The sequence below is a fragment of the Paenibacillus silagei genome, from assembly GCF_017874735.1.
Classification (GTDB): Bacteria; Bacillota; Bacilli; order Paenibacillales; family Paenibacillaceae; genus Paenibacillus_AQ; species Paenibacillus_AQ silagei.
This window is the reverse complement of sequence record NZ_JAGGLV010000001.1, coordinates 414,238-438,039: the sequence shown is the minus strand read 5'-3', so window position 1 is coordinate 438,039 and position 23,802 is coordinate 414,238. Positions and strand designations below refer to the sequence as shown.

The following is a 23,802-nucleotide window of genomic DNA, read 5'->3' as shown; positions in this document are numbered from 1 at the left end:
CAGAAGGACAGATTCACTTGAGAGAAACACTCAGGGAATCTGTCCTTTTTATTTTATCTGTCTTTTTTATTTCTAAGGAGGAAGATCCGCTGTAATGAAAGTATTGGAAGAACGCATTAGACAAGAGGGCTTAATTCTATCGGAGACTGTACTGAAAGTGGACTCATTTCTGAACCATCAGGTAGACACGGCGCTTGCGCTTGCGATCGGGAAGGAATTTGCAGCGGTCTTCGGGGACCGGCAGATCACCAAGGTGCTGACTGTGGAGGCCAGCGGCATCCAGTTCGCCATGGCGGCGGGAATTGCGCTGGGCGTGCCGTTCATCTATGCCAAGAAGAAGAAGGCAGTCACCTTGTCCGAAGCGGTGTATTCGGCACCGGTTCACTCCTTCACCCGTCAAGAGGACTACCAGATCAGCATCTCACAGAAATATCTCGGGCCGGACGATACCGTATTGATCGTTGACGATTTCCTGGCTACCGGCGCGGCGCTTGTAGGGCTATGCGATATCGTAGCAGAGTCCGGGGCGCAGCTGGCCGGGGTCGGCTGTGTCATTGAGAAGAGCTTCCAGGAGGGACGCGGTCTGCTGGAGCAGCGCGGAGTTCCGGTGTATTCCCTGGCACGGATTGCTTCCATGTCGCCGGGTGAGATTCATTTCATAGATAATGAAGGATTAATCAAGGAGCGTGCAGGATGTTAAGCAAACAGAAGATACTGGCCCTAGGGCTTCAGCATGTACTGGCGATGTATGCCGGAGCGGTCATTGTACCGCTGGTTGTCGGGGGAGCACTTAATTTGAACGGTACGCAAATGGCGTATCTGATAGCAGCGGATCTGTTCACCTGCGGGCTGGCGACCCTGCTGCAGATTATGGGCAGCAAATATTTCGGGAGCGGGCTGCCGGTGGTGCTCGGCTGTACCTTCACGGCGGTCAGCCCGATTATCGCCATCGCTTCAGGCTCCAATCTGGCGACAGCTTACGGCGCGATCATTATCTCCGGATTGTTCGTGGTGCTGGCAGCCCCGGTGTACGGGAAGCTGCTGAAGTTCTTCCCGACTGTGGTCACCGGCTCGGTAGTCACAATTATCGGGCTGTCGCTGATTCCTGTTGCGATGAATAATGTGGCCGGCGGCCAGGGAAGCGCCGACTTCGGGCAGCCCCGCAATCTGCTGCTGGCTCTGATTACTCTGCTCGTTATTCTGGCCGTGAACCGGCTGACTACAGGGTTTCTGCGTTCCGTATCGGTGCTGGTAGGACTTGTAGTGGGTACAGTAATCGGCTACGCCATGGGCATCGTGCATTTCTCTACCGTGACTACAGCCTCCTGGGTCAGCGTTGCACAGCCGTTCTACTTCGGCTGGCCGCAGTTCAGCATCACCGCAATCTTCACAATGATTATCGTGAATATCGTGTCTATGGTCGAATCGACCGGGGTCTACTTTGCCGTTGGTAAGGCGACGGACCAGCAGGTGGAGCAGAAGCAGATCGTGAACGGCCTGCGTTCCGAGGGACTGGCCATCATGCTGGGCGGCCTGTTCAATGCCTTCCCGTACACCGCATTCTCCCAGAATGTCGGCTTGCTGTCGCTGACGCGGGTGAAGACGCGGAATGTTATTTTTGCAGCAGGCGGAATTATGGTCGTACTCGGGCTGCTGCCTAAGCTGGCGGCACTGACTACAGTGGTGCCGAATGCGGTGCTGGGCGGGGCGATGATTGTCATGTTCGGCTCGGTCGCTGCTTCCGGCATGTCGATTCTGTCCGATGTGGATCTGCGCAAGGACGGCAATCTGCTGATCGCTGCCTGCAGCATCGCGGTGGGCCTCGGCTCTGCAGTGCTTCCGTCCATGTTCGACCAGCTGCCGGAATTCGCTCGGATGCTGCTGCAGAACGGAATCGTGTCCGGGTCGCTGACAGCGATCATTCTAAATATCTTCTTGTCGAAGACCCAGGAGAGTGCGGTTCCTGCCGCAGCCGCTCCGGAAACAAAGTAAAATATTCCATCCGCGTAGCTCTAATAAGATGAACAGCCGATTCCGAAATAAATGGAACTCGGCTTTTTTTTGCTTCAGATGAACGGAGCCTGTTGTATAATTTATACAATGACAACTAGAAGGGACTGGCAGAGGACATGAGAAAGTATTGGCTGAGCATTCTCGGCAGTCTGGTGCTGGTGTTGATCGTTCCGCTGCTCTCGGTCCTCCAGACACATCAGATTAAGGGAGACAGGCCGCAGGCGGTGCAGGGTGTGATTGACCTTCGCTCCTGGGACGCCCGCCACGACGGGATTATGAAGCTGGATGGAGAGTGGGAGCTGTACCGGGATGTGCTGCTGTCGCCTGAGGATTTCCATCCGGTGAACGCTGGTAAGGAGGTCCCCGCCGCCTCTACGATGATTCAGGTCCCGGGGAAGTGGAACGACGATATCTCTGAACAGGGCGGGCGCAGAGCCAAAGGCTATGCTACATACCGCCTCCAGGCGAAGATTACCCAAGGGGAAGCCATGGTCTACGGCCTGCGCACCAGCAACATCCGCAGTGCCGGCAAGGTCTATCTGAACGGGCAGGAGATTGGAAGCAGCGGAACCCCGGCAGCCTCGGCCTCTGAGGGCAGACAGAATAACATGCCTTTTATGGGATTCGCCTCGGTAACCGGGGATACCATGGAGATTATTGTGCAGGCAGCTAACTACAGCTACTCCTCAGGCGGGATCGTTCAGCCGATTGTGATCGGTAATCAGGCTGCTATTTTGAAGCACAGGGAATTTGCCCTGTTTGTAGACGGGGCTGCCCTGATCGGATTCTTCGTGCTAGCCCTCTTCCTGCTGATGTTCTCCAAGGTAAGGGAGAGCCGGGGGGTCACTTTGTATCTGGGCTTGTTCTGCATAGCGGCCTTTGTCTACATTTTTACACATGGCGAAAAGCTTATCCTGGCGGCGCTGCCCGGCTTCCCTTACGAGATCATACTCAAGCTGCAGCTTGCGTCCTCTACACTGGTCTATTATTATCTGCTGCACTATGTCGCCAATTCAGTGAACTACCCGATGTCCATTGGGATGATTAAGGCCTCCAGGCTGGTTACGGCATTCCTGCTGCTGATTGCTGTATTCGTCCCGGCTTATCTGTTCAGCTATCTGGAGATTCTGCTGCTGACCTGGGGCTCGGTAAGCCTGGGCTTCGTACTCTACTCCATGGTCCAGGGCACCCGGCGAAATCCGAAGAATATGTTCCTGATGATGGTCAGTATCGAGAGCCTGAGCGTGGTCATTATCTATTATCTGGTCAGCTTCATGGGCATGACCTTCAGCTATTTCATCATCTCCTACGAGATTCTCCTGTTCGGGTTCGTGCAGGCGATCCTTATGACCCGGCAATACGCAGCTTCCTTCCGCGAAGTGGAACAGCTCTCACGCCGTCTTTTGTCGCTTGACGGCTTGAAGGATGACTTCATCTCCGATACCTCGCAGGAGCTGCGGAGGCCGCTGCAGGGGATTGTCAACATGGCCAAGGTGCTGGCTCAGGGGACGGCCGGCTCCATCAGCGCTGCCCAGCAGGATCAGCTGCTCACGATTGTCTCCACGGGCAAGCGGCTTACAGCCCTGATCCATGATATGTCAGACTTCGCGAAGCTGAATCACGGCTCGCTCTTCCTGCGCCGGCAGGCCGTCGATCTCCGCATGGCAGCTTCCTCCATTATGGCGGTCACCCGTCAGGTCTACGGCAACAGCCAGCTGGAATTCCGGCTGAGTCTGCCGGAGCAGCTTCCGCTGCTGGAGACGGATGAGCAGCGGTTCGCTCAGATTCTGCATAATTTACTCGCGAGTGCAGTGAATTATACGCCCAGAGGCGTGATAACACTGTCTGCTGAGGTTAAAGAAGAGTATGTTGCCATCATCATAACAGACACTGGCCAGGGTATCGCGCCTGAGCGTCTGCGTACGATCTTCGATGCCAATGATCCAAGCGGTCCTGCCGCCAGTAAGGTCTACCGCGAGAACGGGCTTGGCCTCAGCATTACCCAGAGGCTGGTGGAACTGACGGGCGGGGAGATTGAGGTACATTCCGAACTGGGGCACGGCTCCGTCTTCTGCTTCACCCAGCCGATCCTGCAGAGGAGCAATGCACTGCTGGAGGAGGAATTCGGAGAGCTTCACGGCTGGGAGACGGCGCCTTCGTACCCGCTTCCCGGAGAAGAGCCTGTGCAGCTGCCGTCTGAAGACTGCTGCTCCATTCTGGTAGTGGATAATGATCCCGTTAACCTCCGCGTGCTGGTAGGCGTATTGCAGCTGGATAACCATTCTGTGATTACCGCCAGCAGCGGCGCTGAGGCGATCCAGATCATCCAGCAGCATCCTGAGCTTGATCTGGTGATTGCCGACTGGGTAATGCCGGAAATGCCCGGGCTTCTGTTATGCAAGGCCATCCGTGAACGGTTTACTTTGTCCGAGTTACCGATTCTGGTGCTGATGGCGAGCAGCCGTCCTGATGATATCCTCGCAGCCTTCGAGGCCGGAGCGAATGATTATCTGAGCAAGCCGGTGGAGGTGCGCGAATTCAAGGCACGGATGCAGACCCTGCTGGATATGCGCAAGTCGATCCGTGTATCTGTCCAGTCGGAGATTGCCTTCCTGCAGGCACAGATTAAGCCGCATTTCTTATATAATGCGCTGAACGCCATTATCTCGGTCTGTCCGGAGGACCCGGACAAGGCCACGGAGCTGCTGCTGGACCTCAGCCAATACCTGCGGAGCAGCTTCGACTTCCAGAACCGGGGACAGACGGTTTCTATGGAGAAGGAGCTGGGACTGGTCAAATCCTATCTTGCGCTGGAGCAGGCGAGGTTCGACGAACGGCTGAACATCGAGTTCGATGTGCCGGAAGATGTGATGGCGATGGTTCCGCCGCTGAGCATCCAGCCTATTGTGGAGAATGCCGTTAATCATGGCCTGATGCAGAAGGAGGCCGGAGGGACGGTACGGCTGACAGTTGAGCTGCTGCCCGGCTGCCTCAAGGTAGCAGTCACGGACGACGGTGTAGGAATGACTCCGGAGAAGATTGCGGAGGTCCTCTCGGAAGAGCGGACAGAGGGGGGCATAGGGCTGCGCAATATTCAGCACCGTCTGCTCAAGATGTACGGAGCCGGCCTTAATATCGACAGTGTACCGGGAAGGGGGACCGCTATATCTTATACCATCCCCACCTAAAGGCATTTGAAAACCACGAACGAAGAGGAGGTGAGTCCGACTGATGAAGGCCATATTGATTGACGATGAGAAGCCGGCGCTGCAGCATCTGGAGCGTATGCTCCTGAAGGATGGGCGTCTTACAATCACCGGGAAATTCACCTCGGCACGCCTGGGACTTGCGCATCTGGAACGGGAGAAGGCGGATATTGTATTCCTGGATATCGGGATGCCGGAGATGAACGGGCTGGAAGCAGGTGAATACATTGCCGGTATGGACCGGAACACCCGGATTGTCTATATTACCGCATACAGCGAGTATGCGATCGAAGCCTTTGAACTCAATGCAGCGGATTATTTGCTGAAGCCGGTGACCTCCCAGCGGTTAAACAAAACCCTTGAGCGTCTGGAAGTCGGCAAGGAGAGCGCTGAAGTGAAGATGCCGCCTGCACCGGCGTCTGCGGCGCCTGTCAAGGAGCTGTCAATCCTCTGCTTCCACCGGCTTGAATTCACAGACAGCACGGAGCCGGGGCGCAAAATGCAGTGGAGAACAAGCAAGGCGCAGGAGGTCTTCGCCCTGCTGCTGCATAACCGCGGCCAGTGGATACTCAAGGACACCATTGTGGATCTCGTCTGGCCCGATTTCAAGCCCGAGAAGGCCGTAACGAACCTGCATACCACGGTATACCATATCCGCAAGCTTCTGAAGGCTTGGGACATGGAGGTGCTCGTCGAATTCTCGCAGGAACGGTACAGGCTGACCAAGGAGCAGGTGCTGCTGGATGTGGAGGAGTTCGAGCTGGGCTATGCCGGTACACCTGTGGAGTCAGAAGAGGAATGGCTGCGCCGGGAAAAGATATTGAAGCTGTACCGTGGAGACTACCTGCAGGAGCATCATTACGACTGGGCAGAGATCCGGCGCAAGGAGCTGCAGGTCCGGTATATCCGCATGGCGCTGCATTCCGCCGAATATGAGCTGTCCTCCGGGCGTCCCCGGCTGGCGCTGGAGCGGCTGCTGGATCTGCAGGCAGCCGATCCTTATTCCGACCAGCTCTGCAGGCTGATCCTGCGAAGTTACGCCGACCTGGGGGATTTCATCGGATTCAGGACACACTACGATAAATACAAGGAGCTCCTGGAGAATGAGCTGGGCATCCGCCCTGACCAGGTCATGGACAGCTGGGTCCAGAAGGTATTGTAAGTCCGTAGCCGGCCACTGCAAAACTGCTTGTTGTCATTATTATTTATATGCTGTGGTATACATATTCAAGGCTGCGGGAGTTGAAACGAAAGCGTAATGACAGCGTATCAGAAGCATACGAATATTCAAGAGGAGATGGAGTGGGAATGGATAACGGGTTGAAGGTCATCCTGTTCGAGAAGCTGCCTGAAGGCGACCTGCAAATGATTGAAGAGCGCGTCTGGAGCATGAATATGGTTACAGCGCTGGAGCATGTCAATTATATTGTCGTTGGCGGCCGCGAATTCGAGGCGGTAGAGGGAAGGCTGAATGTGGATGATGGGAAGCTGGAGCTTCTGCTGGTTCCTATGCGTACAGAAGGTTAAGGATGAATACCAGGAAAGGAGGCCCCAAGTTGGCAAAAGACGAAGATGCTAAAGAACCCGCAATCAGCAGGCTGTTCACGCCGGACGGCAAACCGGTCCGCGTATTATCCACCTCGCTCGGCATTGCGCTGCTGGCTAACGCTTTATTTATTCCGGGAGGCGCAGGCGCAAGCGGCACAGGCGGCGAGGAGCCTAAGCTGGTCTCCTGGTCTACCGAGGAGGTTAAGCAATATTTCGACAAGAATGTAGACTGGAGTATTCCATATCCGGAAGACCAGGAAGAGAAGGTCCAGGAAGGGCAGGGGGCTGTAACCTCCGGCGGCACGACAGTAATTAACAACTACGGCGGGTATAACTCAGGGTTCGGCTGGGATGATGTGCTTCTGTACCACATGCTTTTCAATAGCGGTTCGTTCTACTCTTCCAGAGGCTGGTACAATGACCGGCCTACTTATTATGGAGGTACACGCAATACCTATAAGCCGCCCTCCTATAATAGCGGACGATTCCAGAACAAGCCGGTGGCCGGCTCGGTGGTGAAGCCGAAGACCTCAACTTCATCCACCGGCTCCATTACCAGAAGGAATACCTCTTCCAAATCGGGCGGCATCGGCGGTACCTCCAGCGGGCTGGGTTCGAGCAAATCCAAATCCGGCTCCAGTAAAAGCTCGGGCAAAAGCTCGGTGCGCTCCGGCAAGAGCGGGTTCGGAGGATGATCCGGGCGGAGCAGGCATTCGAATATATAGACCAGTCCGGTCTGGAGCGCGCTCCCCGGGTTGAGCGGCTGCATGAGCTGGGCTTCACCTGGGCCGATCTGGAGGACGAGGAATACTGGCTGGATGCGGTGGCTGTGATGCGCAGCGAGACCTATCAGGAATTGAAGGAAGCCGCCGCCGCGCTCTGGGCGATTCTGGATAAGGCCGTGCGTTATGTCCATCTCAGACATGACCTGTACGATCTCCTGGGGATTCCTCCGGTGCTATGGCAGATGCTGGATGACTGTCCATTGCCGGAGCCGGGACTGATCAGCCGGTATGCCCGGTTCGATTTTGCCGTGGCAGGGGATGGCACGATTAAGCTGCTGGAGCTGAATGCGGATACTCCGACCGGCTATGTGGAGGCCTCCATTGCAACGCCGTGGATCTGCGCGGAAGCAGGCGTCGGAAGCGTGAATGCGGCCATGAAGCAGCAGCTTGCCGCAGCCTGGGGCGTGGAGCGCCCCGACACGGTAGCCTGTGTGGATTATGGCAGCCATGAGGAGGACAGCGGAACGATTGAGGCTCTGGCCGCGCATAGCGGACTGGATGTCCGCTGTGTCGATTGCCTGGATTTGTCGATTGATGAGGGTGTGGTCAAGGACGGGGAGAACCGGATCATAGAGCGGATGTTCGCGCTGTATCCGAAGGAGTGGATGGCCGTAGATGAAGGCGGCGAGGCTCTGGCCTATGCCATTGAGAGCGGGAAGCTCCAGCTGTTCAACGGACCGCATAGCATCATCCTCCAGTCCAAGGGGCTGATGGCCGCTGTCTGGGGAATGTATGAGCTTGGCCTGCTGTTCACGGAGCCGGAACGCGAGGCCATCTCCCGGTACATCCTGCCGACGTACAATAAGGCGGTGTTCTCAGAGAGCTTTGTATCCAAATCCGTATTCGGCCGCGAAGGCGGATCTGTTCGGATCTTTGATGACAGCGGCGCGCTTGAGATTGAGGACGAGGAGGGCTACGACAGCAGCCAGCTCTTCCCCGTGGTCTATCAGAAAAGGGCAGAAATGGCCCGGATCATGACGGCGGAGGGTGAGCTGCACCTGCTGACCGGCATGTTCGTCATTAACGGAACGCCCTGCGGGCTGCTTGGCCGGGCCGGCGGGCCGATTACAGGCAATGCCAGTCATTTTATCGCGCTAGGAGTGAGGGGGCTTGAAGATGTTCAAGGATAGAGAGGGGCATGCTGCCGGGCGCAGAGCCCGGGGCACCCTGCTGACTACAGTGCTGCTGCTGGCGGTTATGGTGCTGAGTGCATGCTCAGCGAACAGCGGCAGTGTATTTCATACCGGCACTGATACGTCGGATAGTGTATCGCGTGTACCCTGGGATTACCGGGTGGTGGAGGGCAAGGTTGGCGATCTGGTCGGCAGCGATATGACTATATTGCCGGATAATGAGCTGCTCCCGAACGACGGGAATTATGCTACAGGCGACACCGTCTGGACGCTCCAGTTCATGGATGCCGAGCTGATAACGGACGCTGACCAGAAGAATGAGATCAAGCTGTCCGCCTGGACGACACTTAAGTCTTACGCCGACCAGAAGGCGGCCACAGAGGATCTGGCTAATCTCAAGGTATCCATCACAACGGATGTGGACCTGGTTGGGGTGTACAAGACGGAATACCAAAGCAAGACCAGAAATTTCGCAGTGCTGGAGCTGCCTTCCGGCAACCGGATCAAGCAGCCGATTGACGACAAGCGCTATACCGCGCTGGAGAAGCAGAAGAAAGTCTCAGTGGTGCTGGAGGAAGTACATGATTTCGCCGACTATGATTCGGCCTATGCGAAATTTCGGGGGTGGGCTAAATGACGATCGTAATTAATCTGGTGGTCAGTATTCTGACCATTGTTCTGCTTCAAGTGCTGGGTATGGTAATCTTCGCGCTCATGACGCCCTTCAAGGATATGGAGGAGCTGAAGAAGGGGAATGTTGCGGTAGCGCTGGCGTTCGGCGGCAAGTTCCTGGCGACGGCGGTCATTCTTGGTGTGGCCGCCTACACCAATACCTCCATCTGGTTCATGATGCTCTGGTTCGCGGTGGGATATGTCTGCCTGATCGCTTCTTACTGGATCTTCGAGCTGTTCACTCCCGGCTTCCGGATTTCAGAGCAGCTGGAGAAGGGGAATGTTGCGGTCGGCGTCATGCTCTGCATGGTGTTCATCGGGACGGCCTTTGCGGTCAGCAGTCTGATTATTTAGGTAGACTCGATTGGCAGGCGGGCGGCGGCTGTGCCCCGCAAGGGACTCGGCGCAGGCTGCTGCCCGCCGGCTCAATTCACCCGGGAGGCAGGGATGAGCATTGCATTTTCTAATCCAATTATCCGGCAAGCTGCTTCATCTCAAGAAGAAGTCCATTGCCTTTATTATTCTGGCCTTCATTCTTCTCAGCGCAACCATCGCCTTCCTGCTGGAGCCGGACACGTTTCATAGCTGGTTCAACGCCTTTTATTGGGTGATGACCACCATGGCTACCGTCGGGTATGGCGATTACTTTGCCGCTACCGTCACCGGCAAGGTGTTTACGATTTTCTTATATATCTTTGGCATCGGTCTGCTCAGTCTGGTGATCGGCAAGGTTGTTGAGGCCATGGGCGAGATGCAGCGCAGGAGAGGAGCCGGAACGTTGACCTTTCACGGACAACATCATGTCGTGCTGATTAACTGGAGCCGCAAGACACAGGCGGCAGTAGATGAGATTCTGTGTTACGACAGGGAATGCAAAGTGGTCATTATCGATGAGAACGGACGGCATCCGCTGGAAGCCATGGAGCAGGTCCACTTCATCAGCGGCGATGCGGCAAGCGATGACATTCTGCTGAAGGCGAATATCGGGAGTGCCAGAGCAGCGATTGTGTTCAGCGACACCCGGATCGACGAAGCTTCCTTAAGCGACGGCAAGTCGCTGCTGATTGCTTCCAGCATTGAGCGGATTGCTCCGCAGGTACATACTACCGTAGAAATTATGCAGGAGAAGAACATTAAGAACTTCAAGCATGTGCAGGTGAACGAGTTCGTGCTCTCCCATGATGCGATCTCCAGACTGGCGGTACGCTCTGCGCTGCAGGAGGGCAATTCTGAGGTGATCACCCAGCTGCTCAGCCGCGAGCACGGGGATGATATCTATGAGATTCCCCGCCGCAGCGGCTGGACAACCTATGGGGAGGCCTTTCAGGATCTGCTGCGCCAGGGGGCGACTCTGCTGTCCGACCGGGGCGACCTGGGCATTAACCGCAAGCTTGACCGGCCGATTCCGGCAGACGCCAGACTCTACATCGTCGCCGATGAGGCCACGTACCGGAGAATTAAAGAGAGCTAGAGATAATACCTAAGCATTCATAAGAGCTGTTCCGGTCGTTAAGACCTGGAGCGGCTCTTTTTTTTTGGCGGAAAAGGAGAAATATGTGAAGGCGACACATAATGTTCGGACAAACAGTAAATAATGTGACAATAATTACCGTTATATTAGTATGGATCAATTGGTAGTTGTCATTTAAGGATGTGATCGATTGGAAAGCAGATATAGCAAGGCTGCTGTTCTGGGGATGTCGCTGCTCCTGCTAACCTCCTGCGGCGGCAATCAGGCCGGACCGGCGCCATCCTCTCCCGTCTATACTCCGGCGGTCTCTCCCGCAGGGACTACACGGCCGGATGAAGCGCCGCAGCTTGAGCCTACACTGGAACAGCAGGAATTATACCATTTCATAAATACGCAGCTTACAGGACCCGACGGGGTATATACGAATCTGAAGGAAACCTCTGAATCGGCAGAGGTGGCTACCGGTCATGAGATTCTGAGCGAGTCCGCTTCTCTCCTGATGGAGACTGCGGTCCGGACCCGCAATCAGGAGCTGTTCGACCGGCAGTGGAAGACGGCCCGCAGAATCTTCGATATGGAGGGCGGCTTCAGCTACCGCTACAGTCCCAGGCAGCAGAAGCGTTACCCCGTGAATGCAGCGGTGGATGACCTGCGGATGATCGGAGCGCTATATGAGGCGGGGCAGGCATTTAACCAGCCGGAATATACCAGAGAAGCCGATAAATATGGAGAACGTTTCTATAAAAACAACACTAAAAAAGGTTACATTTATGACATCTATGACAATTATTTGAAAATGGTCAACGGATTCGTAACTTTGTGTTATATTGATCTGAGTGTATTGCAGAAATTGTCGATATCTAGCGAATTACAAGAGAATTTGTTGAAGAATATGAGCGGTATTTTGGAGGAAGGATATTTGTCCGATTCTTTTCCATTCTATGAGACCCGCTTCGATTACAAGAACGGACAGTACAGCTCTGAAGGCATCAACTCGGTAGAATCTCTGCTGACAATTCTTCATCTGGCAGAGATCGGCCGCGAGCGGCCGGCAAGCATCAGCTACATCAAAGCTCAGGTCGCAGCGGGAACCTTGTTCGGACAATATACACGTGAGGGCAAGCCGGCTAATGATATTCGTTCAACAGCGGTCTACGCGCTCACAGCCATGATTGGAGCTGTGTTGGAGGATGGTGAGCTCTATCAGTCCAGTATGGACCGGATGAATGAATTCAGGGTGACAGATCCTCTGAGTTCGCTATATGGCGGCTTCGGTGATCCTGCCTCCGGGCAGGCCTACTCTTTTGACAACCTGATGGCACTGCTGGCTTACTCCTATAAGGCTCCATAATATAACCAAAAAGGGGAATCGGAATGATAAACAACCTAGAGCTTACATCGACCCGGCCCGGTATCACGTTGGCTGGCTTTCGGATTACTCCGGCCTTTGCCGCCGCGTTCTGCGTGCTGCTGGTGACGGCTATTTCGCTGTTTACCTCCCCTTATATCGGCATGGCGGATAATGGAGACTTTTACCGGATTATCTATAGCAACGGCCTTTATTTCAATGCTCCGGACTATGACAGCCAGTACTTCGGCTATTTCGTGAAGCAGTTCGGAATCTTTCAATATTTCAACGAGAACAGCACGATGGTGGTCTCCTCCCAGTCCCTGTTTATCAAGCTGGCGATATTCGTCAACAAGCTGTTTTTCAGCCGCGAGGTCTTCGATATCCGCTTCCAGGCTGCAATCTACACCTTGCTGTATGTTGCCGCAGTGTACTTGCTGGTTGAAGCGATCACGCTGAAAATGTCACCAAAGCGGGGGATGGCAGTCGCGGCGCTTGCGGTCTTCATTTTCGGGGATACAGGCTACACCAACTACTTCAGCTCCTTCTTCGGCGAGAGCCTGGTGATGGTGACCATGATTCTGGTGTTCGCCTCCTGGCTGCTGCTGTACCGGAAGAGATACAACGATTATGCCATGCTGGCGATCCTGCTGATCAGTACCCTGATCCTGACCACCTCCAAGCAGCAGAATGCTCCGGTGGGGATGGTCATTTCCCTGCTCTCGATTCCGCTGGTGCTGATCCGCCGGGACAAGCTGTTCCGCTGGGTCACGCTGCTGTCGGCCGGTCTGATGATGTTCGCCGGAATTGCAACGTATCTTAATATCTCCAAAGAGTTCGTGAATATTAACCAGTATCATGCGATGACGCGCGGGGTGCTGATGGAATCCAAGAATCCGGAGACCGCGCTCGGTTCCTTCGGGATCAATGAACAGTACGCGATTCTCAAAGAGAATACGTACTATGACCAATACGGGACGGTGGATGTGAAATCCGAGCTGCTGGATAAAAATTTCTACAGCCGTTACGGCTTCGTCTCCATTCTGACCTATTATGCTTCTCACCCGAATGAGCTGGGCTCAATCCTGGATACGGCTGCTGAGAGTGCCTATAAAATTAAGCCGGCGGCTATGGGGAACTATGAGCAGTCCGCAGGCAAGGAGTTCCGGGCGCAGAGTCATTTCTTCAGCTTGTACAGCACACTTAAGGAGAAGCTGGCGCCTCGTCCCTTCGCCTTCATTCTTCTCTGGATGGCCGTAACGATAGGGGTCTATATGCCATCGTTCGTCCGGTCCATCCGTACCCGGGATTTCCGGGGGATGCAGCGTCTGCTGGTGATTCTGGCAACGATGCTGGTCGGACTGTCGGGTATCGTAGTCTCTATTATCGGGGCGGGTGACGCGGATATTGCCAAGCATGAATTCCTGTTCACCCTGGCCTTCGACCTGATCATCTTCCAGACGGCTGCGAGCGTAATCGGCCGCGGAATCTCATCACGCAGATCGGTGCCGTCTGCGCCGTCTGCACGGCCGCTCAAGGAATATCCGGCACTGAATAAAGGGGTGGGCATGTGAGACGCAGAGGAATCGTCATTCTGCTGTTCATTGTATTGGCGGGCGATCTGCTGCCGTCTGCCGGTCCGGCATCCGCTGCCGCTTCTCCGGCTCCGGCGCAGCGGATTCTGCTGCTGTTCGACAGTCTGGCGAAGAATTCAGGCCAGCAGGGGAATGTGGCCGAGCTGCAACGGCTGCTTGCCGCCTACAGCGCACAGGTCACGCTGAAGCCTATTTCCTCTTATGAGCCGGGCGGCATGAAGGGCTATTCCGGCGTGATCACTGTGATTAACAATGATGAGCTTGAGATTACGAATCAAGCCTACCTTCAGGAAGCAGCCGGGTATAAGGGCGCTATGCTGCATGTTGGATATAGACCGCCTGCCCGGATGCAGCAGACGCTGCGGCTGAAGACCGGGGTATGGCATAGAGCGGGCGCAAGCCTCTCCATCGGCGGATTCACCGGAATCCCGGTGGAGGTCGAAGGGATGCCTTATATAACAGCTTCCGATGCTGGGCGTTCTTATGGAACGTGGTCCTCATCGGATGCGGGAGCACAGGTGCCGTTTGCGGTAAGCAGCGGCCGCTCCGCTTACCTGCCTTATCTGAAGCAGGGCGATTTCACAGCCATAGCTGCGGCCTATGTGCTGAAGGATTGGCTGCACTATACCGCACAGCCGCAGATGTATCTGGTCATCAAGGAGATCTATCCCTTCTCGGATCTGAATCTGCTGGAGCAGATGGCAGACCGCCTGTATAGAAGCGGTATTCCCTTCATCGCCAGTGTCCGTCCGGTATTCGCGAATACGGATTTCCCCGCTATGAAGCGGTATCTGGAGGCGCTCAGAGCTGTGCAGTCCCGCAACGGCAGCATCGTGGTCAATGCCCCCGCAGTCAGACCGCCGATTAATTCGAATGACCGGTCCCTGCGCGGGAAGATGAATCAGTTCATTAATGTGCTGGCGGAGGGGGGCGTGGCACCGCTCGGCGTTGCTGCCGAGAGCTACTGGACGTATGACAAGGAGTATTCGGCCGCAGGCATGGGGTTCTTCAATTCGGCGTTGCTCTTCCCGGACGGAGAGACCCATTATATGGAGCAGACAGACACCTCAGCGGCCTTCTCTTCTTCTCTGTACAGTCTGCCCCCGGCGCTGCTGCAGGGAGTTGGCAGAACAGGAAAGGCGATGCCGGAGCTTCCGCTGAATACGGCGGTGACGCTGGACCTGCCGGAGGATGAGCGCGGGCTGGAGGAACTTCTGCAGAATCTGAATGCGGAATGGTATACCTTCGCAGACTATAAGCAGGAGGCGCATACGGTCCGCACGGATAAGCACACTCTTGAATCTGCTGACGGGGTGATCCGCTTGGATGGCAACACACTGGATGTCGATTATACCCCGCAGAAGGTCGCCGTTGATTTCCAGTACAAGGAGAAGCAGGCGACAAGCTTCAACAGGCTGTTCAGCGTGCAGAATCAATTCTTCATCATCGTGATCCTGGCTGCGTTGCTCTTGTTCGGCGGCCTGCTCACTATCGGCTACAGAATGTACCGCAGGAAATATTTAAACAAGTAATCCGGGAAAAATATAGCGAGTTTAGGAGAATACTATGACGATCTCAGACGTATTGATGGTGATCGCGGTCATCTGTATCTGGTCCCTGCTGCTGGTGAATGTGATGCTGATTATAGCGGGGTATCTGTACTACATTCAAACGGAAAACGAACCGCTGCCTGAGATTACCGGGGAGCATCCCATGGTGACGATTATGGTTCCTGCTCACAATGAGGGGGTCGTCATCAGCAAAACCGTGGAATCCCTGCTGGCACTGGATTACCCGCATGACCGGTATGAGATTATCGTCATCAATGATAATTCGTCAGACAACAGCGCTGAGCTGCTGGATGCTATCCAGCAGCGTAATCCGCAGCGTAAGCTGATCATTATCAATACGGACGCCGTCACAGGCGGCAAAGGGAAATCCAATGCGCTCAACATCGGCTTCACCCGCAGTAGCGGGGAGCTGATTGCGATCTATGATGCCGACAATACGCCGGAGCGCACGGCGCTGAAATACCTGGTGGCAGAGATTATGAATGATGCCTCCCTGGGGGCGGTTATCGGCAAGTTCAGAACCCGCAACCGGGATGCCAGCCTGCTGACCCGGTTCATTAATATCGAGACTCTGTCCTTCCAGTGGATGGCGCAAGCAGGGCGCTGGAAGCTGTTCAAGCTCTGTACGATCCCGGGAACGAACTTCATTATGCGCCGGACCATTGTCGAGAGCATCGGCGGCTGGGATGTGAAGGCAATTGCCGAGGATACAGAGATCAGCTTCCGCATTTATATGATGGGCTACCGGATCAAGTTCCAGCCGAAGTCGGTCACCTGGGAGCAGGAGCCGCAGACGGTGAAGGTATGGTTCAAGCAGCGGACACGCTGGGCGAAGGGCAATATCTATGTCATTGTGAAGAACCTTCCGCTCCTCATCGACCCGAAGGCGGCGAAGATCCGCTTCGATATTCTGTATTATGTCTCGATCTACTTCCTCCTGCTGATCTCGCTGGTCACCTCGGATATTCTGCTCGTGCTGCATGCCATGGGGTATGTACATACCACGATCGCCGGGCTCAGCAGCTTCCTGTGGCTGCTCGCTATTGTGCTGTTCGTGGTGGGGATCTTCGTTACCCTGACCACGGAGAAGGGTGAGATGAGCCTGTCGAACCTGTGGATTATTCTGCTGATGTACGTCTCGTATTGCCAGCTCTGGATGGTAGTGGCCGCTTACGGGCTGTACAACTATTTCAAAGACGTTATCTTCAAACGGGAAGCCAAGTGGTACAAAACCGAGCGGTACTAGTGCGCCGGAGGTCCAGAAATAAGATGTCAGGAGATACGGAACATGATGAAAAAACAGATCCTAACAGTGCTGCTCTGCCTCTCCCTCTTCCTGGTTCAAATCCCTGCGGCACAGGCGGCGGTGCTTCCCGGTGAAACGGGAGCAACGTATGAGACGCTGTTCACCAGCGATGTCTCGCTGAGGGGCTCCAGCTCCCAGCAGCAGTTCTTCACAGTCATGGATTACTGGAATGTGGATCAAGTGATGATCAATCTGCAATTCCAGACCTCACAGATCAGTGAGGATAAGCTGTCGAGCGTAACGCTGTCGCTGAACGGCATTCCGTTCTATTCCTTCCGGCCGTCCCTGGACAATAACGGGCAGCAGAGCCTGAGTGTGGAGGCGCCCAAAGGCTTCCTGACTAAGGGCAGCAATACGCTGCGGATACAAGGGAGCTTAAGAACTACGACGGGCGGCTATGAACTGTGTAATATCGATGATATGCAGGACAGCTGGCTGCATCTGTTCAACACCTCGAACATTGCTGTGAATTATACACCGAAGCCCATTACTGGAGGCATTCAGGATTTCAGTGCCAGATTCTCAGGAATGGATACGGTAAAAAATGAACAAAGCCTGCTCGCCGTGCCGCAGAATGCCAGCGGGGCAGAGCTGGAAAGTGCTACCTACGCCCTCTCGGGATTCGCCAAAGGCAACACGCTGAACGACAGAACCATTCCGCTGCTGCCTTATCGCGAAGATACCGTCAAGGACAAGAGTGCAGTAGTGCTGGTAGCTACGTATGATCATCTGCCGGAACGAATAAAGAAGCTGGTGAGTACGGCGGACGACCTCGGCACCCATGCGGTCATTCAGCTGGTGAACAAGGATTCCCTGCCTACACTGGTGGTGACCTCGAGGGACGAGAGCCTGCTGATCAAGGCCGGACGGCTGATGGCAAGCCGGGAGCTGATGAGCCAGCTCCGCAAGGATCTGAAGGTGGTTACTAATGCTACCGATGTAGTGAACCCTGCGCCGGCCATCAGCTCGAACATTACGTTCACGGAGACGGGGGACAAGCTCACCGGGCCCAACCATCAGGAGCAGACGTATTTCGTCTCTCTCCCGTCCAACCGCTCCATTGCGGATGACGGCAGAATCAGCCTGGATTTCCGGTATGCGGCGAATCTGGACTTCAACCGTTCCCTGGTGACGGTGAGCATCAATAATACGCCCATCGGCAGCAAGAAGCTGACGAAGGAGCTGGCCAACGGTGATGTGCTGAATCTGAATGTGCCGCAGAGTCTGAATATCTCCGGCAACTTCACCGTGACGGTGGCTTTCGATCTGGAGCTTGCGAGCATGCTCTGTACTCCGAACAAAGAGGAGATGCCGTGGGCTTATATCAGCAAGGAATCGCTCATGCGCCTGAACACGAAGGACCGCACCGACCTCCTGCTGAGCAATTACCCGTATCCGTTCCTGCGGGACGGCATCTTCAACCGTGTGGCGGTAGTGCTGCCGAAGGAGAGGGATGATTACACCTACCGGAGCCTCGGGAATGTCTTCAATATGCTCGGGCAGTTTGCCGGAGGAAATACCGGTGATGTCCACTTTTACAGCGATAACGCAGGAGCGGATAACCTGAAGGACAACAATATTATTGCGATCGGGAGCTATAAGAATAATAAGGTGATCCGTGACAACAACGGCAAGCTCTTTTTCAAGTATAACAAGGACGGGTCAACCCTCCTCTCCAATGAGAAAATCGCCCTCGACGAGCAGTACGGAGCCGCCATCGGCACGCTCCAGCTCCTGGAATCCCCTTACGAGAGCGGACGCGGCCTGCTTGCGGTCACTGCGGTCAGCTCTGAGAGCTACTTCGTAGTCTCCAAGCTGATCGGGAGCGAGAAGGACAGGTGGAGGGTGTACGGTGACGGCGTTGTGGCGGATAAGGACGGCACGGTGAATGCCTACCGCTTCAAGACGGTCTCCGGCGCTAAGCCGGACTCTCTGGTCTCGCGGGTGATGGAGCGCAGCGATGTACTGGGCTTCGTGACCGCAGCGGTGATGATCGTGACGCTGGTGGTCGTGGCGCTGATTCTGATGCTGCGCAAACATAAGAAGAAACGTGGTGATCAAGCGTGAGACGTAACCGCAGCAGTCTAACCTCGGATCTGGGCTTCCTGGCCTTTCTGGTTCTGATCTTCGCCTGCATCGTATATATCGCGGGCTCACCGGATAACTACGTCCAGAACATTATTATTCTGAATGTATCGTTCATCCTGGCGCTGGTCACGTATTTCACCACGGTCACGGCGGGACTGACGCTGAATCTGGCGTTTGTCTTCGGCTACGGCTTCTTCGTGGTCTATCAGACGGTATCGCAGGGCGCATCGATCGGTGTAGAGACGTATTTCTGGCTGATTATGACCCCGCTGCTTACGGTGGTGCTGTGGGTCTTCACCTCAAGCACCCGTGAGCTGCAGGCGGAGAATGAACGGCTGCTGAAGCGCACGAATAATCTGGCTGCGGTGGATGAGAATACGGATCTGCGCAACAGCATTTCTTTTCAGAAGGACGCCAGCCTGTTCACCGGAATCTCGGTCCGTTATAAAATCCCGCTGACGCTGCTTGTGGTGAAGGTGAAGTACTGGAATGAAATCCGCCGCCTGATCCCGGAAGAGCAGCTGTCCGAAGCCATCTATGATGTCTCCCAGCTCAGCCAGTCGAGCATTCGTACCAATGATGCGCTGTATCTGCTGGACAAGGAGGATGCTACCTGGGGCCTTCTGCTCTTCACGGACCGGGAAGGGGCCAAGATTGTCATTGAGCGGATCAAACAGCGGCTGCAGGAACTGAATGACTCGGAGTTCTCCGGCAAGTATAAGGTCACCCTGGGGCTGAAGATCGGTGCAGTGGAATATGCGGCGGACACCATCGAGAATCCGCTGGATTTCATCGTCCAGGCCAAAAAGGAACTGGAATACGATGTATAATGAGTGGGAGCAGGAAGTCCTGCAACCAATCTGACAGGAGGACTGGACGATGGATTTGGGTCTTGAGGGGAAATCGGTGCTCGTTGCGGCAGCGAGTAAGGGGTTGGGGCTGGCGACCGCCCTGGAGTATGCCCGTGAAGGGGCAAGGGTGACGATTGCGAGCCGGAGCCTGCCGCAGCTGGAGACGGCGCGGCAGGCGATCCGTGAGGCTACGGGACAGGAGGTCGCCGTAGCGGAGCTGGATGTGACCCGCCCGGAGGAGATTGCGCGGGCGGTGCGGATGGCTGCCGGATTCGGCGGCGGCCTGGAGGTGCTTGTCACGAACGCCGGCGGGCCTCCGGGCGGCAGCTTCGGGGATATGGCCGACGCTGACTGGAGCGGCGGCTTCGAGCTTACGCTGATGAGCGCGGTCCGCCTGATCCGCGAGGCGCTGCCGCATATGCGCAGTGCAGGGGGAGGGCGGATCGTCAGCATCAGCTCGGTCTCGATCAAGCAGCCCATCGCAGGGCTGATTCTCTCGAATGTGTTCCGCGCAGGGGTGAGCGCGCTGAACAAGAGCCTGGCTACAGAGCTTGCCCCGGAGGGCATCCTGATCAACAGCCTGGCCCCCGGACGGATCGGCACAGACCGGATCCTCCAGCTTGACGGCAAGCGGGCGGACGCGCAGGGCATCACACTTGCGCAGATTCAGGAGGAAGCCCTGAAGGCGATTCCGCTGGGAAGAACCGGCACGCCGGAGGAGTTCGGCAAGGCGGCGGTATTCCTCGGTTCTTTTGCCAATACTTATATTACCGGACAGTCCCTGCTGATCGACGGCGGAATGGTGAAATCCCTCTAGGACAGGCTCTTGACTCAGCGGCTCATTTCACGTATGATAGTATGGCGTGTAAAAATCGGAAGATTTACGCATCTCCCTTTGTCTAACCGGATTTTTAAATAGACCAAGAGATGGCTTCAATAATTCTTCATAAGTTGTATCCGTACGGAAAGGAGGTTACTACAATGAAACAAGGCATACACCCTAAGTTCAACCAGGTTATTTTCTTCGATGCTAGCGTAGGCTACAAATTCCTTAGCTCATCCACCAAGTCATCCGGTGAAACTATGGAATGGGAAGACGGCAACTCTTACCCGGTGATCCGTGTAGACTCCAGCTCTGCATCCCACCCGTTCTACACAGGTAAACAAAGAGATACCGAAACTGGCGGCCGCGTTGACAAGTTCAAACAACGTCTCGCTCAGAAGAAATAATGGTATTGCTATAGAGGATATTCCCGCATCCATGCAGATGGTGAAGGAGTATCCTCTTTTGTTTTGTCCGGAACCTTAGGTACCGGTAGTATTTTTTGGCAGAATGATTCATTTGTGCGAAAGAGTAGGATATAATAAGGCAAAGCAATCTCAAAAATAGGAGAAATATGACATGCCGTGGATGCAGGGTTATCCGTTTTACTTGGTAATGGGCAGCGTTCTAAGTCTCTACATGGGCATCGGTTCTTACAAGCACCGTCATACACCAGGAAGATGCTATTTATGGATATTGATGCTGCTGGTCAGCATGATCTTCGCGGCTACGGCCGGAGAGATTCTAACGGATTCCTTCGAGGCGAAGCTATGGTGGAAGAATGTGCAGCAGGGCCCGCTTTTTTTGAGTGCGATCTTCACCTATGCGGTTATTAAAGAGTATGTATCCCGTTCCTCTGAGGGTTTGTCCAAGAGGCTTATTTATTTTTGTATCCCGGTGGCGGTGGATGTGCTGCTGATCTTCACCGACTCTTACCATCATCTGATGCGCAGCGAGGTCGGACTGGCTACGGTGGCCGGTGTTACCGGAATCGAAGTGAAGCCCACGGTGCTCAGCATGATCCTCATCGCGTACGATCAGTTATTCGGACTGTATGCTGTATATCTGCTGGCCATCTCTCTCCTGAATGGGCCTAAGTATTATTTCCGCCATAATGCGCTGCTGTTATTCAGTCTGTTGGTCCCGGTCCTGTCGGTGTTCCTGCTTCCGCTGCTGCAGATTACGATTACAGGCTTCACGGCCTTCACTTACCTGCCGCCCATCGTGGCCGCTTACCTCACCTTGTTCCGCGATCCCAGATTGTCCTTATATCCGCTGGCTAAGAATAAAATCTTCGAGAATATGAAGGACGGCATCGTCCTGACAGACCGCTACGATTACATAATGGATGTCAATGAGGCGGCGGATGCTATGCTCTCCGAGCTGCTGGAGGAGAAGCCGGAGACCTGGATGGGCACAAGCATTCAGCCGCTGCTGAGGCAGCACGGGCAGCTGTCGGCCTGTTATGCGCAGCGGAGGGAGGGACAGTTCGAAATCGAGCCTCCCGGCCGGAGCGGGTCCTGCTATGGGGTTGCGCTCATTGCCACAGAGCAGGTCCGGGCGAAGAGTACGGGAATGCTGCTGGTCTTCAGTGATCTTAGCGAGAAGAAGAGGTATGAGCGGGAGCTGCTGCATCAGGCCACGGTGGATGATCTGACCGGACTGTACAACCGCAGGCATTTCATGAGGCTGGTGCAGAGTTACTCCGCACAGATCGGCGCGGGCATGGCCTTGCTGCTGTTCGACATCGATGATTTCAAATTAATTAATGATACATACGGACACATGGCCGGTGATCAGGCACTGGTGGATTTGTCGGGCAAGATTATGCAGGTATATCATGACAAAGGAATTGCCGGGCGCGTAGGCGGCGAAGAGTTCGCCGTCTGCTTCTTCGCCGGCAGCGAAGCCGCAGCCTTGAAGGAGGCGGAGAGCTTCCGTACCGCTATGGGCGAGCACATCGTGGAGCTGGACGGGGGGCATCACATCCAGCTTACGGTGAGCATCGGCATCGCTTTTACGGATCAGGCAGATGTGACCTTCGAGGACCTGTACCGCGAGGCGGACGAGGCGCTGTACCTGTCCAAGGCCACGGGGAAGAACCGGGTAACCTTAGGCCGTGAGCCTATGGTGCGTCAGGCGGCTAAGGGGTAGGCGTCAGCTTCAGGACCGCGCTGCTGCGGTCATAATGCATCGCTACGCCTAGCTCGGAGCATAGCGCATCCAGCGGAACCATGACCTTTCCGTTCCGCAGCTCCGGCGGAGTTCCGGTTAGGAGAACCTTCTTCCCGTTCACGGTCAGGATCATCGGCGGCTCGAATTGCTTCAGCTGCTGGATGGACAGCGCCGGGGGAAGTGTCCGGTTCCCTTCATTAATCCGTGGAGCGTTCAGTGTGGTTCTGGAGCTCAGGCCCAGCCCGATATTGAATTTCAGACGGATGCCGAGTGAATCGCAGATTTCCAGCAGCTTATCGTTATAGGAACCGTAAGGGAACGCTATAGCCGAATCCGTGTTGCCCAATTCTTCTTTCAGCCTGCGCTCTGCATGAGCCAGGTCCCCGGTTACTCTTCTGTAGTATTCTTCATTCAGTTCATTCCGGTTCTCATCATGAATGTACAGCAGGGAGCTTGCCGCCGGGCGGGTGCCGCCCTCTGCATCGACCACTGCATAATAATGCAAATTATACGTATGATTATAAAAGCCCATTCCGGCGCGCTTCATCTCCCGCATCTGCTCCCAGGTCAGCTTGGGCACCTGATGCTTACTAGGGTGATCCACATCGGAGACAATGATGAAGTTCACTGCGGTGTAGCCGTACTTTTGCAGAATGGGAAACGCCAGCTTATAAAAGCTCTCATAGCCGTCATCGAACGTCAATAGAACTGCATTATCGGGAACCGGCGCGCGGTCCAGCATGAATTCGCGGTATTGCTTCATCGTAATGACATGGAAGCCCTCCTGCTTCAGGAGCTGCATCTGCTCATCGAACTGTGCGGCGGGTAATACGCCGGGATAGAGCGTTAACGGCGTTTCCGCCAGATGGTGATACATGAGTACCGCCACATGATCCTTATAGTACACACCCTTGGGGAGCGGAGCCTCCTTTTCCCAGCCAATACGCGCATTAAGAATACGTTCAGCGAGGTCTTTATCCACCATCAGCTTATGATCCGCTGTCAGTGCATAGGCATCTGTCTTGAATTCGACTCCATCAAGGCCGGTAATGCTCAGCTTGGTCATTGCTTTATGTCTAAAAGGCACAGGCAGGAAGACCACCACCAGCAGCAGCAGGATGAGGATATAACGTGTTTGCGGTTTGTGCAGGTTCAGTTTCAATGTCCGATTCTCCCCATCTCTCGAATATTAAGATAATAATAAACCTATAACGTCT

Annotated in this window: 20 protein-coding genes; 19 read left to right on the top strand and 1 reads right to left on the bottom strand. The window is 55.0% G+C overall.

All coding sequences use genetic code 11. The annotated features are described in order from the left end of the window. Positions 1 to 94: 94 nt before the first annotated feature. From J2Z70_RS01760 to J2Z70_RS01670, 19 genes are all read left to right on the top strand, one after another. Positions 95 to 700 carry a xanthine phosphoribosyltransferase gene (locus tag J2Z70_RS01760; protein ID WP_209868713.1) on the top strand — a complete coding sequence of 202 codons (606 nt, stop codon included), beginning with the start codon at positions 95 to 97 and terminating at the stop codon, positions 698 to 700. Further along, positions 694 to 1,992 carry a nucleobase:cation symporter-2 family protein gene (locus J2Z70_RS01755; protein ID WP_209868711.1) on the top strand — a complete coding sequence of 433 codons (1,299 nt, stop codon included), beginning with the start codon at positions 694 to 696 and terminating at the stop codon, positions 1,990 to 1,992. Before J2Z70_RS01760 ends, J2Z70_RS01755 begins: the two co-directional genes overlap by 7 nt. A 137-nt stretch (positions 1,993 to 2,129) precedes the next feature. Continuing rightward, positions 2,130 to 5,201: an ATP-binding protein gene (locus tag J2Z70_RS01750; RefSeq protein WP_209868710.1), complete on the top strand. Its 3,072-nt coding sequence runs from the start codon at positions 2,130 to 2,132 to the stop codon at positions 5,199 to 5,201. A gap of 43 nt (positions 5,202 to 5,244) precedes the next feature. Further along, positions 5,245 to 6,381, top strand: a complete 1,137-nt coding sequence (locus tag J2Z70_RS01745) for a response regulator (protein WP_209868709.1) — start codon at positions 5,245 to 5,247, stop codon at positions 6,379 to 6,381. A 146-nt stretch (positions 6,382 to 6,527) separates the two neighbouring features. Then, complete coding sequence (locus tag J2Z70_RS01740) at positions 6,528 to 6,746, top strand: hypothetical protein (protein WP_209868708.1); 219 nt, start codon at positions 6,528 to 6,530, stop codon at positions 6,744 to 6,746. A 29-nt stretch (positions 6,747 to 6,775) separates the two neighbouring features. Continuing rightward, entirely contained in the window at positions 6,776 to 7,462 is a 687-nt protein-coding gene (locus J2Z70_RS01735) for a hypothetical protein (protein ID WP_209868707.1), read from the top strand. Beyond that, on the top strand, positions 7,459 to 8,682 hold the full coding sequence (locus J2Z70_RS01730; protein ID WP_209868706.1) for a glutathionylspermidine synthase family protein: 1,224 nt from the start codon (positions 7,459 to 7,461) through the stop codon (positions 8,680 to 8,682). Before J2Z70_RS01735 ends, J2Z70_RS01730 begins: the two co-directional genes overlap by 4 nt. Then, positions 8,669 to 9,322: a hypothetical protein gene (locus J2Z70_RS01725; protein ID WP_209868705.1), complete on the top strand. Its 654-nt coding sequence runs from the start codon at positions 8,669 to 8,671 to the stop codon at positions 9,320 to 9,322. Before J2Z70_RS01730 ends, J2Z70_RS01725 begins: the two co-directional genes overlap by 14 nt. After that, a complete protein-coding gene (locus J2Z70_RS01720) occupies positions 9,319 to 9,711 on the top strand; it encodes a DUF350 domain-containing protein (protein WP_036691943.1) in 393 nt (130 codons plus the stop codon). Before J2Z70_RS01725 ends, J2Z70_RS01720 begins: the two co-directional genes overlap by 4 nt. 100 nt (positions 9,712 to 9,811) lie before the next feature. Continuing rightward, complete coding sequence (locus J2Z70_RS01715) at positions 9,812 to 10,828, top strand: potassium channel family protein (protein WP_209868704.1); 1,017 nt, start codon at positions 9,812 to 9,814, stop codon at positions 10,826 to 10,828. A 190-nt stretch (positions 10,829 to 11,018) separates the two neighbouring features. Next, positions 11,019 to 12,179: a glycosyl hydrolase family 8 gene (locus J2Z70_RS01710; RefSeq protein ID WP_245367899.1), complete on the top strand. Its 1,161-nt coding sequence runs from the start codon at positions 11,019 to 11,021 to the stop codon at positions 12,177 to 12,179. Between the two features lie 23 nt (positions 12,180 to 12,202). Further along, positions 12,203 to 13,750: a glycan biosynthesis hexose transferase WsfD gene (gene wsfD, locus J2Z70_RS01705; protein WP_209868703.1), complete on the top strand. Its 1,548-nt coding sequence runs from the start codon at positions 12,203 to 12,205 to the stop codon at positions 13,748 to 13,750. After that, positions 13,747 to 15,303 carry a hypothetical protein gene (locus tag J2Z70_RS01700; RefSeq protein ID WP_209868701.1) on the top strand — a complete coding sequence of 519 codons (1,557 nt, stop codon included), beginning with the start codon at positions 13,747 to 13,749 and terminating at the stop codon, positions 15,301 to 15,303. Before wsfD ends, J2Z70_RS01700 begins: the two co-directional genes overlap by 4 nt. 34 nt (positions 15,304 to 15,337) lie before the next feature. Beyond that, a complete protein-coding gene (locus tag J2Z70_RS01695) occupies positions 15,338 to 16,588 on the top strand; it encodes a glycosyltransferase family 2 protein (protein ID WP_209868699.1) in 1,251 nt (416 codons plus the stop codon). A gap of 42 nt (positions 16,589 to 16,630) precedes the next feature. Continuing rightward, on the top strand, positions 16,631 to 18,715 hold the full coding sequence (locus J2Z70_RS01690) for a cellulose biosynthesis cyclic di-GMP-binding regulatory protein BcsB (protein ID WP_209868697.1): 2,085 nt from the start codon (positions 16,631 to 16,633) through the stop codon (positions 18,713 to 18,715). Continuing rightward, positions 18,712 to 19,566, top strand: a complete 855-nt coding sequence (locus tag J2Z70_RS01685; protein WP_076081509.1) for a diguanylate cyclase domain-containing protein — start codon at positions 18,712 to 18,714, stop codon at positions 19,564 to 19,566. The genes J2Z70_RS01690 and J2Z70_RS01685 overlap by 4 nt, the downstream gene beginning before the upstream one ends. A 49-nt stretch (positions 19,567 to 19,615) precedes the next feature. After that, positions 19,616 to 20,404 carry an SDR family oxidoreductase gene (locus J2Z70_RS01680; protein WP_209868695.1) on the top strand — a complete coding sequence of 263 codons (789 nt, stop codon included), beginning with the start codon at positions 19,616 to 19,618 and terminating at the stop codon, positions 20,402 to 20,404. A 164-nt stretch (positions 20,405 to 20,568) separates the two neighbouring features. After that, the gene (locus J2Z70_RS01675; protein ID WP_036722727.1) at positions 20,569 to 20,817 is read left to right on the top strand and encodes a type B 50S ribosomal protein L31; all 249 of its coding nucleotides are present in this window, start codon (positions 20,569 to 20,571) and stop codon (positions 20,815 to 20,817) included. 172 nt (positions 20,818 to 20,989) lie between these two features. Next, positions 20,990 to 22,564, top strand: coding sequence for a sensor domain-containing diguanylate cyclase (locus tag J2Z70_RS01670; RefSeq protein ID WP_209868693.1), 1,575 nt, complete (start codon positions 20,990 to 20,992; stop codon positions 22,562 to 22,564). On the opposite strand, the gene J2Z70_RS01665 is transcribed toward J2Z70_RS01670, so the two are convergent. Then, positions 22,554 to 23,747, bottom strand: coding sequence for a polysaccharide deacetylase family protein (locus J2Z70_RS01665; protein ID WP_209868691.1), 1,194 nt, complete (start codon positions 23,745 to 23,747; stop codon positions 22,554 to 22,556). The genes J2Z70_RS01670 and J2Z70_RS01665 overlap by 11 nt on opposite strands. Between the last annotated feature and the right edge of the window lie 55 nt (positions 23,748 to 23,802).

Excerpts from the sequence above, each read along its gene's own strand:
- J2Z70_RS01760 (WP_209868713.1), top strand. The coding sequence starts at position 95 with ATGAAAGTATTGGAAGAACGCATTAGACAAGAGGGCTTAATTCTATCG.
- J2Z70_RS01755 (WP_209868711.1), top strand. The coding sequence starts at position 694 with ATGTTAAGCAAACAGAAGATACTGGCCCTAGGGCTTCAGCATGTACTG.
- J2Z70_RS01750 (WP_209868710.1), top strand. The coding sequence starts at position 2,130 with ATGAGAAAGTATTGGCTGAGCATTCTCGGCAGTCTGGTGCTGGTGTTG.
- J2Z70_RS01745 (WP_209868709.1), top strand. The coding sequence starts at position 5,245 with ATGAAGGCCATATTGATTGACGATGAGAAGCCGGCGCTGCAGCATCTG.
- J2Z70_RS01740 (WP_209868708.1), top strand. The coding sequence starts at position 6,528 with ATGGATAACGGGTTGAAGGTCATCCTGTTCGAGAAGCTGCCTGAAGGC.
- J2Z70_RS01730 (WP_209868706.1), top strand. The coding sequence starts at position 7,459 with ATGATCCGGGCGGAGCAGGCATTCGAATATATAGACCAGTCCGGTCTG.
- J2Z70_RS01725 (WP_209868705.1), top strand. The coding sequence starts at position 8,669 with ATGTTCAAGGATAGAGAGGGGCATGCTGCCGGGCGCAGAGCCCGGGGC.
- J2Z70_RS01720 (WP_036691943.1), top strand. The coding sequence starts at position 9,319 with ATGACGATCGTAATTAATCTGGTGGTCAGTATTCTGACCATTGTTCTG.
- wsfD (WP_209868703.1), top strand. The coding sequence starts at position 12,203 with ATGATAAACAACCTAGAGCTTACATCGACCCGGCCCGGTATCACGTTG.
- J2Z70_RS01695 (WP_209868699.1), top strand. The coding sequence starts at position 15,338 with ATGACGATCTCAGACGTATTGATGGTGATCGCGGTCATCTGTATCTGG.
- J2Z70_RS01690 (WP_209868697.1), top strand. The coding sequence starts at position 16,631 with ATGATGAAAAAACAGATCCTAACAGTGCTGCTCTGCCTCTCCCTCTTC.
- J2Z70_RS01680 (WP_209868695.1), top strand. The coding sequence starts at position 19,616 with ATGGATTTGGGTCTTGAGGGGAAATCGGTGCTCGTTGCGGCAGCGAGT.
- J2Z70_RS01675 (WP_036722727.1), top strand. The coding sequence starts at position 20,569 with ATGAAACAAGGCATACACCCTAAGTTCAACCAGGTTATTTTCTTCGAT.
- J2Z70_RS01670 (WP_209868693.1), top strand. The coding sequence starts at position 20,990 with ATGCCGTGGATGCAGGGTTATCCGTTTTACTTGGTAATGGGCAGCGTT.